General features: G+C 53.6%; 17 protein-coding genes. 5 read left to right on the top strand and 12 right to left on the bottom strand.

Annotated elements, in window-relative coordinates:
* Nucleotides 1-43: 43 nt before the first annotated feature.
* Nucleotides 44-1,660: a PAS-domain containing protein gene (locus RJ38_RS08325; protein WP_156121810.1), complete on the bottom strand. Its 1,617-nt coding sequence runs from the start codon at nucleotides 1,658-1,660 to the stop codon at nucleotides 44-46.
* A 60-nt stretch (nucleotides 1,661-1,720) separates the two neighbouring features.
* Nucleotides 1,721-3,115, bottom strand: a complete 1,395-nt coding sequence (gene regB, locus RJ38_RS08320) for a sensor histidine kinase RegB (RefSeq protein WP_039018399.1) — start codon at nucleotides 3,113-3,115, stop codon at nucleotides 1,721-1,723.
* 113 nt (nucleotides 3,116-3,228) lie between these two features.
* Here regB and RJ38_RS08315 point away from each other — a divergent pair, with 113 nt between their 5' ends.
* Nucleotides 3,229-3,846: an SCO family protein gene (locus RJ38_RS08315; protein WP_039018854.1), complete on the top strand. Its 618-nt coding sequence runs from the start codon at nucleotides 3,229-3,231 to the stop codon at nucleotides 3,844-3,846.
* Between the two features lie 77 nt (nucleotides 3,847-3,923).
* On the top strand, nucleotides 3,924-4,478 hold the full coding sequence (locus RJ38_RS08310; RefSeq protein ID WP_039018398.1) for an ActR/PrrA/RegA family redox response regulator transcription factor: 555 nt from the start codon (nucleotides 3,924-3,926) through the stop codon (nucleotides 4,476-4,478).
* Nucleotides 4,479-4,490: 12 nt separating this feature from the next.
* On the opposite strand, the gene RJ38_RS08305 is transcribed toward RJ38_RS08310, so the two are convergent.
* Nucleotides 4,491-4,979, bottom strand: a complete 489-nt coding sequence (locus RJ38_RS08305; RefSeq protein WP_039018397.1) for a GNAT family N-acetyltransferase — start codon at nucleotides 4,977-4,979, stop codon at nucleotides 4,491-4,493.
* Nucleotides 4,976-5,569 carry an HD domain-containing protein gene (locus RJ38_RS08300; RefSeq protein ID WP_039018396.1) on the bottom strand — a complete coding sequence of 198 codons (594 nt, stop codon included), beginning with the start codon at nucleotides 5,567-5,569 and terminating at the stop codon, nucleotides 4,976-4,978. Before RJ38_RS08300 ends, RJ38_RS08305 begins: the two co-directional genes overlap by 4 nt.
* A 225-nt stretch (nucleotides 5,570-5,794) precedes the next feature.
* Here RJ38_RS08300 and ahcY point away from each other — a divergent pair, with 225 nt between their 5' ends.
* Both ahcY and RJ38_RS08290 read left to right on the top strand, forming a co-directional pair.
* On the top strand, nucleotides 5,795-7,186 hold the full coding sequence (gene ahcY / locus RJ38_RS08295) for an adenosylhomocysteinase (protein ID WP_039018395.1): 1,392 nt from the start codon (nucleotides 5,795-5,797) through the stop codon (nucleotides 7,184-7,186).
* 177 nt (nucleotides 7,187-7,363) lie between these two features.
* Nucleotides 7,364-7,705, top strand: a complete 342-nt coding sequence (locus tag RJ38_RS08290; RefSeq protein WP_039018394.1) for a DUF2853 family protein — start codon at nucleotides 7,364-7,366, stop codon at nucleotides 7,703-7,705.
* 81 nt (nucleotides 7,706-7,786) lie between these two features.
* Here RJ38_RS08290 and aroC read toward each other — a convergent pair whose 3' ends face one another.
* The 8 genes from aroC to RJ38_RS08250 form a co-directional block, all read right to left on the bottom strand.
* Nucleotides 7,787-8,887 carry a chorismate synthase gene (aroC, locus tag RJ38_RS08285; RefSeq protein ID WP_039018393.1) on the bottom strand — a complete coding sequence of 367 codons (1,101 nt, stop codon included), beginning with the start codon at nucleotides 8,885-8,887 and terminating at the stop codon, nucleotides 7,787-7,789.
* A gap of 119 nt (nucleotides 8,888-9,006) precedes the next feature.
* The gene (locus RJ38_RS08280) at nucleotides 9,007-9,414 is read right to left on the bottom strand and encodes a thioredoxin family protein (RefSeq protein WP_039018392.1); all 408 of its coding nucleotides are present in this window, start codon (nucleotides 9,412-9,414) and stop codon (nucleotides 9,007-9,009) included.
* Between the two features lie 15 nt (nucleotides 9,415-9,429).
* Entirely contained in the window at nucleotides 9,430-10,143 is a 714-nt protein-coding gene (locus RJ38_RS08275) for a cytochrome c biogenesis CcdA family protein (protein ID WP_039018391.1), read from the bottom strand.
* Between the two features lie 47 nt (nucleotides 10,144-10,190).
* On the bottom strand, nucleotides 10,191-11,063 hold the full coding sequence (locus RJ38_RS08270) for a DMT family transporter (protein ID WP_039018390.1): 873 nt from the start codon (nucleotides 11,061-11,063) through the stop codon (nucleotides 10,191-10,193).
* 89 nt (nucleotides 11,064-11,152) lie between these two features.
* Entirely contained in the window at nucleotides 11,153-11,440 is a 288-nt protein-coding gene (locus RJ38_RS08265) for an HU family DNA-binding protein (RefSeq protein WP_039018389.1), read from the bottom strand.
* Nucleotides 11,441-11,581: 141 nt separating this feature from the next.
* The gene (locus RJ38_RS08260) at nucleotides 11,582-13,063 is read right to left on the bottom strand and encodes an AMP nucleosidase (protein WP_039018388.1); all 1,482 of its coding nucleotides are present in this window, start codon (nucleotides 13,061-13,063) and stop codon (nucleotides 11,582-11,584) included.
* Between the two features lie 2 nt (nucleotides 13,064-13,065).
* Nucleotides 13,066-14,874 (bottom strand): adenine deaminase, encoded by a 1,809-nt coding sequence (gene ade, locus RJ38_RS08255; protein ID WP_039018387.1) that lies wholly within the window; start codon nucleotides 14,872-14,874, stop codon nucleotides 13,066-13,068.
* Nucleotides 14,875-14,887: 13 nt separating this feature from the next.
* Nucleotides 14,888-15,775, bottom strand: coding sequence for a LysR family transcriptional regulator (locus RJ38_RS08250; protein WP_039018386.1), 888 nt, complete (start codon nucleotides 15,773-15,775; stop codon nucleotides 14,888-14,890).
* Nucleotides 15,776-15,877: 102 nt separating this feature from the next.
* Between RJ38_RS08250 and RJ38_RS08245 the strand changes: the two genes are divergently transcribed.
* The gene (locus RJ38_RS08245; RefSeq protein ID WP_039018385.1) at nucleotides 15,878-16,633 is read left to right on the top strand and encodes a class II aldolase and adducin N-terminal domain-containing protein; all 756 of its coding nucleotides are present in this window, start codon (nucleotides 15,878-15,880) and stop codon (nucleotides 16,631-16,633) included.
* The last annotated feature ends 5 nt before the right edge of the window (nucleotides 16,634-16,638 follow it).

Here is a 16,638-nt window from a genome sequence, read left to right as displayed (position 1 = left end):
ACCTTAGGTGTCAGCCACCGCAAGGCCTCAGACGGGTGCGCCGTTAGATGGCAGGATGTGTCACCGCAGGCTGTCCCTGATCTGACACCGCCTTGCCACGGGTCGTGAAGCGTACAAGCGTTGCGCCGCCTGTGATGGGGGTGATGCTAATAAACAAATGACGCCCGTCGTCCATCTTGATTTCAGCACTCCAAGATTCGCGATTGTGAATGCGCCCAATGCTGTTCTCCACGCCCGACCAAATCGGGGTGGCTTCTGTGGCTTTGGCCCAAAGGGAAACCGCATCAGAGCAGGTGATTTCGGCGATGTTTGACCCGGGGTCACTGCCCCAAAGTGTGGCGTATGCGCGGTTGGAAATCGTCAATATTCCATCTGGGGAAAAGACGACTATGGCCTCTGGGAATGTGTCGATGACAGCTTGGCTAAGTTCCAATTCCGCGCGGAATTGCCGTGTCAGGGTGATTTCCGGGGTGATATCTTCGATCTGAAACGTGATTGCGCCATTTGGGTGAGGGCGGCCTATAATTTTATATGTACGCCCAGACGGCAGAGACCAGGTTTCTTCATGCGGCCGATTGCTGGCGTTTGCTTCCAACCGACGAATGTGTTCCCGCCAATGGGCATAGTTTTTTGGCTCTGGCATCATGCGTTTGTCACGCAATGCGTCCAGAAACGAAGATAATTCGGGCTTGTTCGAAAGAAACATCACGTCAAGCCCCGTCAATTCAGTAAGTGCGGGGTTGAACATGGTTAACTGACGGTCGCGATCAAAAATCGCTAATCCGATGGATAGATGCGCAAAGGTTTTTGACAATGTTTGTACGAATTCATCAAGCGTCGCGCGGGCGTTTACTTCTGCACCACTTTCGATTGCGACACATATGGTCGTGTCCTGCCAAGTGGTTTTCCGACAGTCAAACCAACGAGATTGTTGCCCAGGTACCAGACGGCGGGCCTCTTCTGGGTGCAAGGTCAATCGATGTTCCATGCCATCAATTGGTTTGTCGCGAAGTTCGGGGAAAATATCTTGGGGTGGCCAAAGATGGTTGTGTGTTGCACCCGCATGGGCGGCGGCGACATCCATATAAGCGGAATTGGCCCAAATCAGATTGCCGGGACGGTCCAGTTGCCAAGCGATAACCGGGCTTTCATTTGAGACGTGACGCAACAAGGCGAGCTCTTCTTCGGTGGCCCGTAAACATTGCCCATCAATCGCAACATCGCCTTCGGGTTTGGCGGCGTCGGTCAGTTCTATGCGCACCATCCCGTCCCACCATTCAGCATGGATCATGCCGCTGTCATCTGGTGCAGCGGCTGCGACAAAGACTTCGCCGTTTGAACCAAGGTCCGTCAGGTCATCGGCAATACTGGGAAATCTTGGGGAAAGTAGGGCTGTTAGCCGCTTCCAATTCGTTGTTGCCGAAGGGGCAGCGCGTAGCAATTCGCGCGCGGATGGGGTGGCGTCTGTAAGCGTTTCATCGCTGAATAAAAACACAGGCACACGGTCAGCTTGGCGGATCAGCAGGTGAGGGGAGGTTGCGTTTTGTGTTGGTTTTGTCCGAAAAAGATACAGCATCAGCCCGCCGGTGAGGAGGGATGTGGTCACCACAATTGCAAGTTCAATGATCCCAGCCGGCATACCAGCAAAACTATGCAACACCACCTGTCTCCTTCTTTAAGTTCTCCTGGTTAGGGTGCCCTAAAGTCGGTTAACAACGGGTTAATTGATGATTTGGTCATTTTCCCCAAGGGCGCTCCGACTGCCTTTTTGTTGAAAAACATCGGCTTGCGCAGGCCAGGATACTTCGACAATCGCGCCGCATTGTTCGGGCCATTCCGTGCGCAAAAGATAGGGATCGGATCCATTGTTGAAGCTAAGCTCGGCACCTGTGCGTTCCAGCAAGGTTTTCGCGATGAACAAGCCAAGGCCCATGCCCTGATATTCTGGTCGCTGACCTGCAATGTTCGGTGCGCCGCGCCGTCGCACAAAGGGATCCCCGATGCGCCCGGCCATGTCCAATGGATATCCAGGGCCATCATCAATCACACGAATGATGATGGTGTCGGCGCTCCATCGGGCCTCAACCCAAACATTTTCCCGTGCAAAATCAACGGCATTTTGGATGAGGTTGCGGAGACCGTGTATAACTTCGGGTAGGCGGAACGCGTCGGGTTGTGGGGTTTGACTGTCTTCACCTCCGAAATTAAAATGGACCTCTTTGCCGCGCATCAAATGGGGCTCGGCCGCTTCTTCGATCACAGTTTGAAGGGCTGCAATTTTGAGATGTTTGTCAGACTTCCCCGCGCGACCCATGGACCGCATAATGTCGTGGCAACGACCAACTTGTTCACGGATCAGCACGGCGTCATCGCGCAGTTCTGGATGGTCTTCTAGTTCTTCAATCAACTCCGAACTGACCAGTTTGATGGTTGCCAAGGGGGTGCCCAATTCATGGGCTGCGGCGGCGACAACGCCACCCAGATCTGTCAGTTTTTGTTCGCGCGACAGTGCCATTTGGGTCGCGAGAAGGGCTTCGGACATGGAATGCTGTTCCGATGTTACCCGGTGGGCGTAGAGCCCCAAAAACACGATGCCTGTGATGATCCCAGCCCAAAACCCGAAGGCCAGAACCGCAGGGATTTTCAATATTTCGCCTGCATCGGTGATCAATGGCAGATGGGTGAGGGCAAGCAATGTGACGCTGCACGCGGATATGAGCGCCAGAGCGACGGTTGATCGCAAGGAAAGGGCTGCCGCTGAAATTGTAACAGGGGCCACGATCAGAAAGGCAAAGGGGTTGTTTAAACCGCCGGTCAGCCACAGCAAAATCGTCAGTTGCAATGTGTCAAACAACAGCATGCGCGCGGCCTGACTTTCGGTGAGACGGCGCACATTTGAATAGACGAACATAGAGACCAGATTGATGATGATGGACAGGCCAATCACCATAGATATGAGGCCGGTTTCAAGGTCGATCCCATAGATCCATTCCGCTGCGATGACCGCCGCCACCTGCCCCGTGATGGCAAGCCAGCGCAACATAATCAGGGTGCGCAAGCGGATCCAGTTGTTATGGGTGTGGCTGCCAAAAAGGGCGGATTGGGTATCGGTCATGGGCTTCCGTTCACGTTGTTGTGTCTGGGCGGTGTCTGCGTCAACTCGTGCTCTTGATACTTGGCGTTAATAACGCGATCAATGCGCAAACGCGTGAAACAGAAAGAACAATCATGATCCGGAATGTTGCAATTATTGCCGTCGTGGCAATTCTATCGCTGCTGGGTGGGATTTGGTATTCCACAAAAGCCTCGATTTCAGAATGTGTCGGGGGGAATGATATCATCCTTGGTGGGCTTGATCAGATTGGGGGCCCTTTCAACTTGGTCGACCACAATGGGAATGCCGTAACGGATGTAGATGTCATCTCAAAGCCGACACTTTTGTATTTTGGCTACACATTCTGCCCTGATGTTTGCCCCGCTGATACCGCGCGTAACGCCATGGCGAGTGAAATTCTGCAAGAGGCGGGATATGACGTGCAGCCTGCGATGGTTTCGATCGATCCGGCCCGTGATACGCCTGCGGTCATGAAGGATTTTGTGTTCAATTTGCATGAAGACATGATTGGTCTCACTGGTTCTGAGGAACAGGTGAAAAATGCTTCTCTCGCCTATAAGACTTACTTTAAGAAGGAAGAGAACGGCGATCCAGAATACTATTTGATGGATCATACGGTCTTTTCATATCTTGTGATCCCAGGTCAGGGCACAATGGCAATGTTTGGGCGAACCCCGACACCTGAAACGGTCGCCGAAGTTTCCGGTTGCCTTATAGATGCCGCCAAATAACCTAAGAACAGGTGATAAATTGACCCTTACCGTGCGAAAGCCTATGGTGAGGGGCAGTGCAAATTGATGAGGATCCCATGACAGAGAGAGACCTTCAGGACATCGGTGAAGACCGATCATTGCTTCTGGTTGATGACGATGAACCATTTTTGCGCCGCCTGTCGCGCGCAATGGAAAAACGTGGTTTTGAACCTGAGATTGCGGGATCTGTTGCAGCAGGGCGTGCGATTGCAACCGCGCGCCCCCCCGCTTACGCCGTGGTGGATTTGCGTTTGGAAGATGGCAATGGTTTGGATGTCGTTGAGTTGTTGCGCGAACGTCGCCCGGATGCCCGGATCATCGTGTTGACCGGATATGGCGCGATTGCGACGGCGGTTGCTGCGGTGAAAGCCGGTGCCACGGATTATCTGTCTAAGCCCGCAGATGCCAATGATGTCACCGCTGCCTTGCTGGCGAAATCTGATACATTGCCGCCGCCCCCAGAAAATCCCATGTCAGCGGATCGCGTGCGTTGGGAACATATTCAGCGTGTGTATGAACTATGTGATCGCAATGTATCTGAAACGGCACGTCGCTTGAACATGCATCGCCGTACCTTGCAGCGTATCTTGGCGAAACGCAGCCCGAAGTGACATGATTTCGGGTTAAGACAGGTCGTAGATCTTGACGGTTTTCTCAATGGGGGTGCCGTCGGTCAGTTTGCCTTTGCGCTTTGTGTTCCCCCGAAACCCAATGCTTTGATAATAGATCAGCCCGCCTTCATTATCTGAACGAATTTCAGCTTCTATCCAGTTCTTATTCATGGCGCGCGCTGCGGATTTTGTGACTTCGAATAGCTTGCTGCCAATCCCTTGCCCGGTTTGCCCCGCGCGGACAAAAGTGGCGATTTCGATGGTATCTGCATCAAGACCTTCCCATGGCCCGATCCACTGAAACCCCAGCAATGTACCGTCATCGCGTTCGGCAATGTGCCAGACGCAGCCTTCCCCATGCGCCCAATCCGTGAATTCGTCGCGGGACAGTGCAACATTTATGGCAGTCGTGCCCCCGATCTGAATGATTTCGTTCAACAGATCGCAAGCATTTCGGGTGTCTGCAAGGCTGCCACGACGAATAATAATTGCGTGTTTCATAGATCCTCGAGCAAGGTTTGGTGACGTTTGGTGAAGGCCTGACGTGCATTCAGTGGTGGGCGCAAAATCAACGAAAGCCCTTTAATAGTGTCTGATTTCGGGGTTCCAAAGATCTTGTTTGCTTCGGCTTCCGAAAACCCGGCAAGCTGAATTGCCTCAAGCCAAGCAGAGATTTTATCTGCCCGTTTGATCGCTTGTTTTACGGTTTTTGGAATTTGCGCAGGCAAACCAAAGCGTATGTGGATTGCCGCCATCAGTCGCGCATCCAGTTCCTCATATCCAGGACCAACGGCAGATTTTACCGGCGAAATCATGTCCCCGATGACGTATTCCGGCGCGTCATGCAGCAGGGCGGCAAGTTTCCATTTCGCAGGCGCATTAGGGTTCTGTCGGGTATAGATCTCTTCAACCAGCAAGGAATGTTCGGCAACGGAATAGGCAAAATCACCCCGCGTTTGGCCGTTCCATCGCGCGACAAAAGCCAAGCCGTGGGCGATATCTTCAATCTCGATGTCAACCGGGGTTGGATCCAATAGGTCAAGTCGGCGGCCAGACAACATCCGCTGCCAAGCCCGAGGTGTTTTTATCATGGTCTCGTCTCTGTGTTGGTCACCTGTCGTACCTTATAAGGGCGGCGCATGGGCGTTATAGGGCAAATCGCGTTTGAACGGGAAACCCCTTAACGAAAACCTCATATATCGTGTTTTACATGACACGATGCACGGCGCAGGGCGTTTTGTGCAAGTAAATCGGATTGTTTTGATTCTGCGCCAATGGTATTGCGCGCGCAGAGTATTTTGTAGGGAGCCGTTCTCATGGCCAATGACTATATCGTCAAAGACATCAATCTTGCTGAGTTCGGCCGTAAAGAGCTGGACATCGCAGAAACTGAAATGCCGGGCCTGATGGCGCTGCGCACCGAATATGGTGAAAGCAAGCCACTTGCGGGTTCACGCATTGTGGGTTCCCTGCACATGACCATTCAAACCGCTGTGTTGATCGAAACACTGGTTGCTTTGGGTGCGGACGTGCGCTGGGCGTCTTGTAACATCTTCTCAACCCAAGACCACGCGGCGGCTGCGATTGCGGCTGGCGGCACACCTGTGTTCGCGATCAAAGGTCAAACACTGGAAGAACATTGGGATTACCTCGACAAATCCTTCATGTTCCCAGAAGGTCCAAACCTGATCTTGGATGATGGCGGCGACGCGACCCTTTATATCCTTGTGGGTGCGCGCGTTGAAAATGGCGAAACCGGCCTGATCGAAACACCAACGTCTGAAGAAGAAATCGCAGTCTTTGCGCAGATCAAAAAACGCATGGCGGCAAGCCCTGGTTGGTTCACCAAGATGCGCGAACAGATTCAGGGTGTTTCTGAAGAAACCACCACTGGTGTGCACCGTCTGTATGAACTCGTGAAGCAAGGCCAGCTGCCTTTCCCTGCGATCAACGTGAATGACTCGGTTACCAAATCCAAGTTTGACAACAAATACGGCTGTAAAGAATCCCTCGTGGATGGCATCCGCCGCGCGACTGACACAATGATGGCTGGTAAAGTTGCTGTCGTTTGTGGTTACGGCGATGTTGGCAAAGGTTCTGCTGCGTCTCTTGCGGGTGCGGGCGCACGTGTGAAAGTGACCGAAGTTGACCCAATTTGCGCGCTGCAAGCTGCGATGGACGGTTTTGAAGTTGTGACCTTGGAAGACGCTGTGTCTTCTGCGGATATCTTCATCACCACAACCGGCAACAAAGACGTGATCCGCATTGAACATATGCGTGAAATGAAAGACATGGCGATTGTTGGCAATATCGGCCACTTCGACAATGAAATTCAGGTCGCAAGCTTGAAAAACCACAAATGGACAAACATCAAAGACCAAGTGGACATGATCGAAATGCCATCCGGCGCTCGTTTGATCCTGCTGTCCCAAGGTCGTTTGTTGAACCTTGGTAACGCGACTGGTCACCCATCTTTCGTGATGTCCGCAAGCTTCACCAACCAAGTTTTGGCGCAAATCGAACTTTGGACCAAAGGCGATGACTATAACAACGACGTTTATATTCTGCCGAAACACCTGGACGAAAAAGTTGCACGTCTGCACCTTGATCGTATTGGTGTGAAACTGTCCAAACTGTCCACAGAACAAGCTGATTACATCGGTGTTTCTGCGGAAGGCCCATTCAAGCCAGAACACTATCGTTACTAAGTTCTGCTTTGAGATGAATGAAATCAGCCGCCTTCGGGCGGCTTTTTTCGTGCCTGCACTTTGAGGCTGGCAGGTTTAAGGGGAAAAGGTCGCAAATCTTTTCCTTTGCCGAAGAAGCGTAACGCAGTACCGTTTGCCCACGGGGATCCCCCTCAATCAATTTTCTGGGAGCAAATTATGGGAAAACGTGACGACCTGATCGTGAAATATGCGGACGATCTGAAAAACAAATGTGGCATGACACCTGACATGGATCTGCTGACAAAAGTAACAATCGGCTGTGGCCCTGCGATTTATAACGCAGATGCGTCCACCGTTGCGGGCAGCCAAGAGGCTGAGCTTGAGACAGTGAAAAACAATTTCCTCATCAAAAAGCTGGGCCTTGCTGATGGTCCACAATTGATGGATGCGATCAATGCGGTTCTCGAAACCTATGGCCGCTCTGAGCGCAGCAAATACCGCGCGGTGGTGTATTACATGCTGACCAAGCACTTTGGCAAAGAAGCTGTTTACGGCTAAATTGTCACGCAGAAGAATACAAAAGACCGCCTGATATGTTCAGGCGGTCTTTTTGCTTTTGAGAACTATGTTGGTCTTAGGTTAGCCAAGTGGCGCGCGAATGCCACCGGTTTGACCGCGATCCAATAGGATGTGGTCCAGGACAACACAGGCCATCATGGCTTCGCCCACGGGGACGGCGCGCACACCAACGCAGGGATCGTGACGCCCTTTGGTGACGACTTCAATTGCGGTGCCATCTTTGCGAATGGATTGGCGCGGGGTCAGGATCGATGACGTCGGTTTGACCGCGAAACGCACGACCAAATCTTGACCAGTTGAAATGCCGCCAAGAATGCCACCCGCGTGATTTGAACTGTATTCGGGGCCATTTTCGCCCATGAAAATTTCATCCGCATTGTCGGTGCCGGTCAGGGATGACGCGGCCATGCCTTCGCCAATTTCAACGCCTTTCACCGCGTTGATTGACATCATGGCAGCGGCCAAATCAGTGTCTAACTTGGCGTAAACCGGGGCACCTATACCTGCGGGCACGTTTTGCGCGATGACTTCAATTGTTGCGCCAACTGAATTATGGTCCTTGCGGATCTTTTGCAGGTAATCTTCCCATTCCTGCACAGCGGTGGCATCGGGCAGCCAGAAATCATTGTGGTCGATTGCATTCAGATCCAGCTTTGAACGATCCAACTGCATGGCACCCATCGCGGTCATATAACCTTTGATTTTCAAGTCAGGCGCAAGATGGTTCAAGGCGGCGCGGGCCAGCCCACCAGCGGCGACACGAGCGGCGGTTTCGCGGGCGGAAGACCGACCACCACCGCGATAATCGCGATTGCCGTATTTCTGGTGATAGGTGATATCCGCGTGACCGGGGCGGAATGTATTGGCGATATCGCCGTAATCTTTGCTGCGTTGATCGGTGTTTTCGATCATCAACTGCACAGAGGTGCCCGTGGTTTTGCCTTCAAACACACCAGAAAGAATGCGCACCGCATCGGGTTCTTGGCGTTGGGTCATGTTTTTATTCTGACCTGGGCGGCGTTTATCAAGAAATTGCTGAAGGAAGGCCTCGTCCACGGGGACATTTGGGGGGCATCCATCCACAGTCGCGCCAAGGGCTGGCCCGTGGCTTTCGCCCCAGGTCGTTACACGGAAAAGATGTCCAAATGTGTTCATGCTCATGGCTGCGCTCCTCGTCTTTTCTGTCTGTACCCGGAAAACGGGGCATGGAAAAGGCCCAGCATAAAAAAGGGCCACCCCGAAAAAGGGAAGCCCGTGATTTTGATCCCAATATGGGTGACTTAGGCTGTTGCCGCCGCCAATGCTGTGTCCATCAGATCTTTTATCTGACTCATGGACGTTCCTGCAACAACCCGGCCCAATTCCGCGTCGCCTTTCAGCACAACAAGGGTGGAACGGCGTGGGATACGCAGGCGCAGCGACAGTTCGTCATCGGCGTAATGGTCCCAATTCACATTCACAAAAGCGATATTTTCGCTATAAGCAGCATTGTTGCTGAGCAGCCCACCAATAACGCGTTCCTGGGCAGCACAAGTGGTGCACCAATCGGTTTTGAAGTCGATGAAAACGGTTTTTCCCTCGGCAAGCAGGGTATCCACAAGGCCCGGGGTGTAATGCTGTGCGGCAGCGGCAAGACCTGGTATTAGGGCCGCGGCAGCGGTGGTCATGAGGAAAGTGCGACGGTTCATGAGAGTGTCCTTTGTTTAAAGAGCGACGGAAAGATCGGCCAGCCAATAGGGGAGGTTTTGCAAAGCCCAAGCTTCGGCAATGTGGTGCCACTTCAGTAGGATTGCCGTGCCGACAAGGATAAACACGATCCCCATCAAGGGCTTAGAGACAGTCGCAATACGGCGCAACATCGCTTGGCGACGCATCAAAGCGGCGCGTGCACCATAACCAAGAAGCAGGATCAGCGTGGAAACGCCAAGGGCGAAAAACACCATGATAAACCCGGCGCGCAGCAGGCTTTCCCCTTGGGATGCAAGGGCCACAGCGCCGCCAAGAGTGGGGCCGATGCAGGGGCTCCAGACGGCACCAAGCAAAGCGCCGCCCAGGAATTGCCCGCGCAACCCATCATTTTGAACGCTATCGATTTGCCCATCAGCACGCGCAGCCACGCCAGCGGTTGCGCCAGTGAAAAACGTGCCAAAACGCGGCACCAGCATGATGACCCCAAAGAGGATCATCGCAATCGCAGCATAACGCGCGATGTCATCGGCGCGAATACCAAGGGTGAAACCAAGGGCCGCGACGCCAAGGCCCAAGATCACAAAGCTTAATGACATGCCAAGGGCGATCACGGCGGGGGCGTGGCGATGGTTTTGCAAACCACCGGCCAGAACGATCGGTAAAACCGGTAAAACACAGGGATTGATCAGCGTCAGAAGACCCGCGCCATATGCAAAAATAAGTTCCATGCGCCATTTGTGACGGGGGATCGATGTAATGTCATCTCACGTTCGCGTTAGGATGTGGGGTTCTTTGACATTTGAACCATAATGATGGCACCCGTGATGACCGCGACCCCAATGACATCCATAAATCCAAGACGTTCCCCAAGGATGACGGCGGCAACAGCGACGCCGAGGAACGGGTTGAGAAAATGAAAGACTGACGCCCGCACAGCACCAATGCGCGCCACAAGGGCGAACCAGATGAAGGTGGCAGCAAGGCCTGGCACAAGCGTGGTATAGGAAAAAGCCAAGACCAATGATTGATTGAAGATCAGGAACTGGGTTTCTGTCGCGAGGCCGATGATGCCTAGAATGATGGAACCAATCCACATCTGTAGGCCAACAATCATCATCATATTGCCACCTGCCAGCGCGCCGCGCACAGATAATGTCGCAATGGCAAGGCCAAACGCGCCAATGACGCAGAAGATCACGCCCGTGATGTCGATGCCTTCACCTGAAATCCGCCCGGCCATGATGATGCTGACACCGGCAACGCCAGCCAATAGGCCCAGCAGGGCAAGCGGCGCAAGTTTTTCGCGGAAGATGACCCAGCCGAGGAACGCGGCGATCAAAGGCATGGTCGAGGCAACGATGGCAGCAACAGAGGCTTGGATCCACTGCATGGCAACGAAGTTCAGGCCAAGATATAGCGCGTTCTGACAAATGCCAAAGACGATAGTTGCTTTCCATTGTCCCCGTGTCAGCTGAAAGTTCTGCCCCATATACCAAGCGATCAACATCGCAAGCGTACCAGATGCAGCAAAGCGCACGGCAAGTGCGGTTAGGGGTGGGGCGAGTTCGACAAGAATACGCGCAGACGTAAAGGCCGACGACCACATGAAGGCAAATGCCAGCCCCATCAAGACAGCGCGTAGATCCATAATCGTGTTCCCTTTCGGAAAAGAAAAAAGGCCGCCAAAATGGGCGACCTTTTCACTATTATCTGCGTGCCCGAGGGCCGCAAGCCAAATCAGGCGTTAACGCTGTCTTTCAGCGCTTTCGCGATGGTCATTTTCACAACCTTGTCAGCTTCTTTTTGGATCTGCTCACCCGTTGCTGGGTTGCGAACCATGCGCTCTGGACGTTCACGGCAATAGATTTTGCCAACGCCAGGGAGAGTAACGGCACCGCCGCCGGAAACTTCACTGGTGATCACTGCGATTACGGCATCAAGTGCGCCAGAAGCAGCTTTTTTGTCTGCGCCCATTTCTTCTGCGAGTGCAGCTACCAGTTGGGTCTTCGTCATTGGTTTAGACATGTAATTCTCTCCTCGTTATTGCCCTGTTCGGGCGTGATTGCAGGCATTTAAAGGGATTGTGTCGAGTGACACAACGATTAGTGATCCCAAAAGTCAACTTTTTCAGGTATTTTGGCAAGATTTCGCCGTAAATGGGGTGTTTTAGAGGAAAGCGGTCTCCTCAAAGCTCCTCAGTTTGCGCGAATGGATGCGTTCAAGCGGCATTTCACGGATCATTTCCATTGCACGAATGCCGATTTTTAGATGTCGAGACACCTGAGTGGTGTAAAAATCAGACGCCATGCCCGGTAATTTCAATTCACCATGAAGGGGTTTGTCACTGACACACAGCAGGGTTCCATAAGGCACCCGAAAGCGAAATCCATTGGCGGCGATTGTGGCGCTTTCCATATCAAGGGCAACCGCGCGCGATTGTGACAGGCGCTGCACAGGACCAGACTGATCACGTAGTTCCCAGTTGCGATTGTCAATGGTGGCAACCGTTCCCGTCCGCATTAGACGTTTCAATTCATAGCCTTCCAACTGCGTGACGTCCGCAACGGCTTGTTCCAATGCGACCTGTACCTCGGCCAAGGGGGGGATGGGCACCCAGACGGGCAGATCGTCATCCAAAACGTGGTCTTCGCGCAGGTAAGAATGCGCCAGTACAAAGTCACCAAGCGCTTGGGTGTTGCGCAGGCCCGCGCAATGCCCAACCATCAGCCAAGCATGGGGCCGCAAAACGGCGATGTGATCGGTGGCGGTCTTGGCGTTTGACGGGCCAACGCCGATGTTCACAAGTGTAATGCCGCCGCCGTCAGGGCGCTTTAGGTGATAGGTTGGCATTTGCGGCAGTTTGCTGGGATGTGGGCAATCTTCGTCCGCCTTGGTGATTTCGATATTCCCGGTGGATACAAAACTGGTGTAGCCGCTTTCTGGATCGGCCAGCATTTCACGGGCATAGGCTTCGAATTCTGACACGTAGAACTGATAGTTGGTGAACAAGACATGGTTTTGGAAATGCTCGGGATCAGTTGCGGTGTAATGCGCGAGCCGCGCCAATGAATAATCCACGCGCTGGGCTGTGAAAGGCGCCAGCGGCAAAGACCCATCCGCATGCGGGGAACTTGTTCCATTCACGATGTCATCATTGGTGGTTGCCAAATCAGGCACGTCAAAGATGTCACGCAGGGGATATTCCATTGCCCCGCCTTGGGGCACAGTGACATTTGCGTCGTTTAGAACGGCGAAATGCACGGGAATGGGGGTGTCGGAAATACCAATGGTGACAGGCACGCTATGACAGCAAAGTAACAGGCCAATCTGACTTTCCAGATAGGCGCGAAACAAATCCGGACGGGTGACAGTTGTCGTGTATTCGCCGGGGTTAGAGACATGTCCGAAGGCCAAGCGCGTGTCGGCTTGGGCATAGCTTGTCGTCTTTATACGGATCTCAGGGTACCAGGCGCGAAAACGTTCGTCTGGACGCGGACCGGCAACATGGGCGGAAAAGCGGTCACACAGAAAACGAGTTCCGGATTCGTATAACTCACAAAGATATGCGACGGCTTTCTTAGCGTCGGTGAATGATTTGGGGGCGGGTGTCGGTGGAGATTGCACCGAAAGTTCAGGATTGGCTGTCATTATTATTGTCCTTCTTCAAACAGCGGTATCAATTCGAATGTGCGCACGTCCACCAGACCCAGATCAGAGATCCGCATCTCGGGGATAACAACAAGCGCCAACAGGGAATGCTGCATATAGGCGTTGTTCAAGGTGCAACCACAGGCGCGCATGGCGTCGCCCAAAGCTTCGGCTTTTTTGGCAACTTCTGATGCGGGGCTGTCTGACATGAGGCCAGCGATGGGCAATTCGACCAAGGACAACTCCTTACCATCCTTGAAAATGACCACGCCGCCACCGACTTCGCGCAGGCGGTTGGTGGCTTTGGCCATGTCATCTTGGCTGGTGCCAATCACGATCATATGGTGGCTGTCATGCGCCACGGTCGAGGCCATCGCCATATTGCCCGTATATCCAAACCCGGACACCAGCGCATTGGTCACACCGCCGGTTGCGCGATGACGTTCCACAAGGGAAATCTGGCACACATCTTGCGCAAGATCGCCTTTGATCTCGCCATCTACCACGGGCAACTCCATTTGCAGGGCCTTGGTGGGGGCTTGGTTTTCAACGACGCCAATGATGTTGGCAGTGACGTGATTTGCGCCTTCGGGGGCGGTGATGATGAAATCCCCTGCTGACAGGTCACGTGCCATGTTGACGGTGTCGCGTGCATGGTCAGGCCATGTCAAATGTGGGCATTCAGCCAGCATTAGACCCTGTTTTGCGATGATTTTGCCGCGCGCGATGACCGTGTCGATTGGCAGTGTCTTTAGATCAGTTGTCAGGATCACATCCGCACGACGCCCCGGTGCGATGGACCCAAGTTCACGTTCCAACCCAAAATGCGTGGCAGTGTTGATCGTGGCCATTTGCAGGGCGATCAAAGGATCACAACCACATTCAATCGCATGGCGCACAACGCGGTTCATGTGACCATCGTTCACAAGTGTTCCCGAGTGACAATCATCGGTACACAGAATGAAATTACGCGGGTCTAAACCCTTTTCGGTGACCGCTGTAATCTGTGTTTCCACATCATACCAAGCAGACCCCAAGCGCATCATATGGCGCATCCCTTGGCGCACGCGGGCAATGGCGTCGGCTTCGCAGGTGCCCTCGTGGTCATCCGCAGGACCGCCCGCGGCGTAGGCGTGGAAGGGAATACCGAGATCAGGTGACGCATAATGACCACCCACGGTTTTGCCCGCGTTTTGCGTGGCGGCGATTTCCGCCAGCATCTTGGGATCACCATTGATCACGCCGGGAAAGTTCATCATCTCGCCCAGACCAATGATGCCGGGCCAATGCATGGCCTCGGCCACGTCATCCGGGGTGATTTCAAAGCCTGTGGTTTCAAGCCCAGGCGCTGAAGGCGCGCAGGATGGCATCTGGGTATAGAGGTTGACGGGCTGCAACATCGCCTCGTCATGCATCAAACGCACACCTTCAAGGCCCAAGACATTGGCGATCTCATGTGGGTCGGTGAACATGGTGGTTGTGCCATGTGGGGCAACCGCGCGGGTGAATTCGGCGGGCGTCAGCATGCCGCTTTCGATATGCATATGCGCGTCACAAAGGCCGGGGATCATATAGGCACCGTTTGCCTCGATCACCTCGGTTTTGTCGCCAATACAATGGCTTGCGTCCGGTCCACAAAAGGCGAAACGGCCATCAGCGATTGCGATGTCATGATTGTCGAGCACTTCGCGGGTGTGCACGTTGACCCATTTGCCGCCCTTAATAACTGTGTCGGCGGCGTCTCTGCCCGCTGCAACTGCCACCAGGCGGGCTGCAGATTCGGGCCATGTTTTGAATGTCGTTGTTTCCATGAACCAATTGTTATCAGAATGCGGAAAGGTTCAACCCCCTGATTTGCTCCTTCAGCCAGTCTGCGAAAAACTGTGCTTCGCGATTGGCGACCTGCCCTGAGGGATGAATGAGATAATAGGCTTCTGTCATGGATTCGACATGTTTAAACGGACGCTTCAATCGCCCCTCGCGCAATAGATCAGCAACCAAGATGTCATGCCCAATCGCAAGGCCGCTGCCCGCCATGGCTGCGGCGAAACTTACGGCATAGGTGCTGGCCCAGGTCAGATGGGCGCTGTCGGGCAGTTCGCGCCCGGTGGCTTTCAACCAACTGTCCCAGCCGCATAGAAGCCCCGCGCAGTCAAACAATGGCCGATCAAACAATGTGTCGGCTGTGACCGGGTCATGGGGGGCGCAGATCGGGAAGTAATGCGGTTCAAACAGAGTTTCGCATAGGGTGGCCGCGTCTGGCGTGCGGTCAAAGCGGATCTCTAGGTCGGCGGATTGAGAGGAATGATCAAGGTGCCAGATGGGTGTCGTGAAATTTAGGCGAATATCTGGGTGGCGTTGATAGAACTCCGGCAAGCGTGGTGTCAGGAAATGTACCGTAAAGGCAAGGTTAGACACTATTTGCAGGGTTTTCTCGCGCGCGGGGCCAAGCACGGCCTCTGTGCCTTGGGTCAGCACGCGGAAACTGTCCTGCACCCATGGCAGATATAGGTTCCCCGCCTCGGTCAGTTCAAGCCGACGTGAGAGGCGATAAAATAAGGGCCGGCCCAGAAACCCCTCCAGCGATTTGATCTGCTGACTTACCGCACTTTGGGTCATGTTCAATTCGCCGGCTGCTGCGGTGAATGACAGATGCCGGGCGGCCGCATCAAAGGCGCGCAACCAATTTAAAGGGGGCAGGGTGGGTTTCATTGCATAATCCGGGCATTAGTCAGACTAATACCATGCCCTTGTTTTTTTCGTTGGTAAAGAAAATCCTATGGCCGCAGGTTGCTTGAACCACAGGAGAGAGCAATGACCGCAACCAAACTTCACCCCAACATGAGCCACTGGCAGGAACGCGTTGATATGGCGGCCGCCTTTCGATGGACCGCGCGCCTTGATATGCATGAAGCGGTGGCGAACCATTTCAGTCTTGCGGTGAATGAGGACGGGTCCGAATTTCTGATGAACCCCAATCAGGTGCATTTTTCGCGGGTGAAAGCATCGGATTTACTGCATCTGGATGCGAATGATCCCAATACATTGGATACGCCCAATGCACCGGATCCCACCGCTTGGGGTTTGCATGGATCCATTCACCGCCTGGTGCCCCACGCGCGTTGCCTTATGCATGTGCATTCAATCCACGCAACGGTTTTGGCCTGCTTGCAGGATAGCGCGCTTTTGCCGATCGATCAGAACACGGCGACCTTTTACAATCGCTATGTGATTGATGAAGAATTTGGCGGGCTTGCCTTTGAAGAAGAAGGCATGCGCTGCGCGGGGATGCTAACGGACCCCAAAGTTAAGACGATGATTATGGGCAATCATGGTGTGTTGATCATCGGCAGTTCCGTCGCGGACACGTTTAATCGGCTGTATTACTTTGAGCGCGCTGCTGAAACCTACATTCGTGCGCTGCAATGTGGTGTGCCTTTGCGGGTGTTGTCCGATGAGGTCGCCGAGAAGACCGCGCAAGAATTGGAAGATTACCCCGATCAATCCGCGCGCCATTTGGCGGAACTCAAGGCGATCCTTGATCATGAAAATTCTGACTATGCGTCCTGAGGTGT

The organism is Halocynthiibacter namhaensis, from assembly GCF_000812685.1.
Classification (GTDB): Bacteria; Pseudomonadota; Alphaproteobacteria; order Rhodobacterales; family Rhodobacteraceae; genus Halocynthiibacter; species Halocynthiibacter namhaensis.
This window is presented reverse-complemented; position numbering and strand designations above follow the sequence as displayed.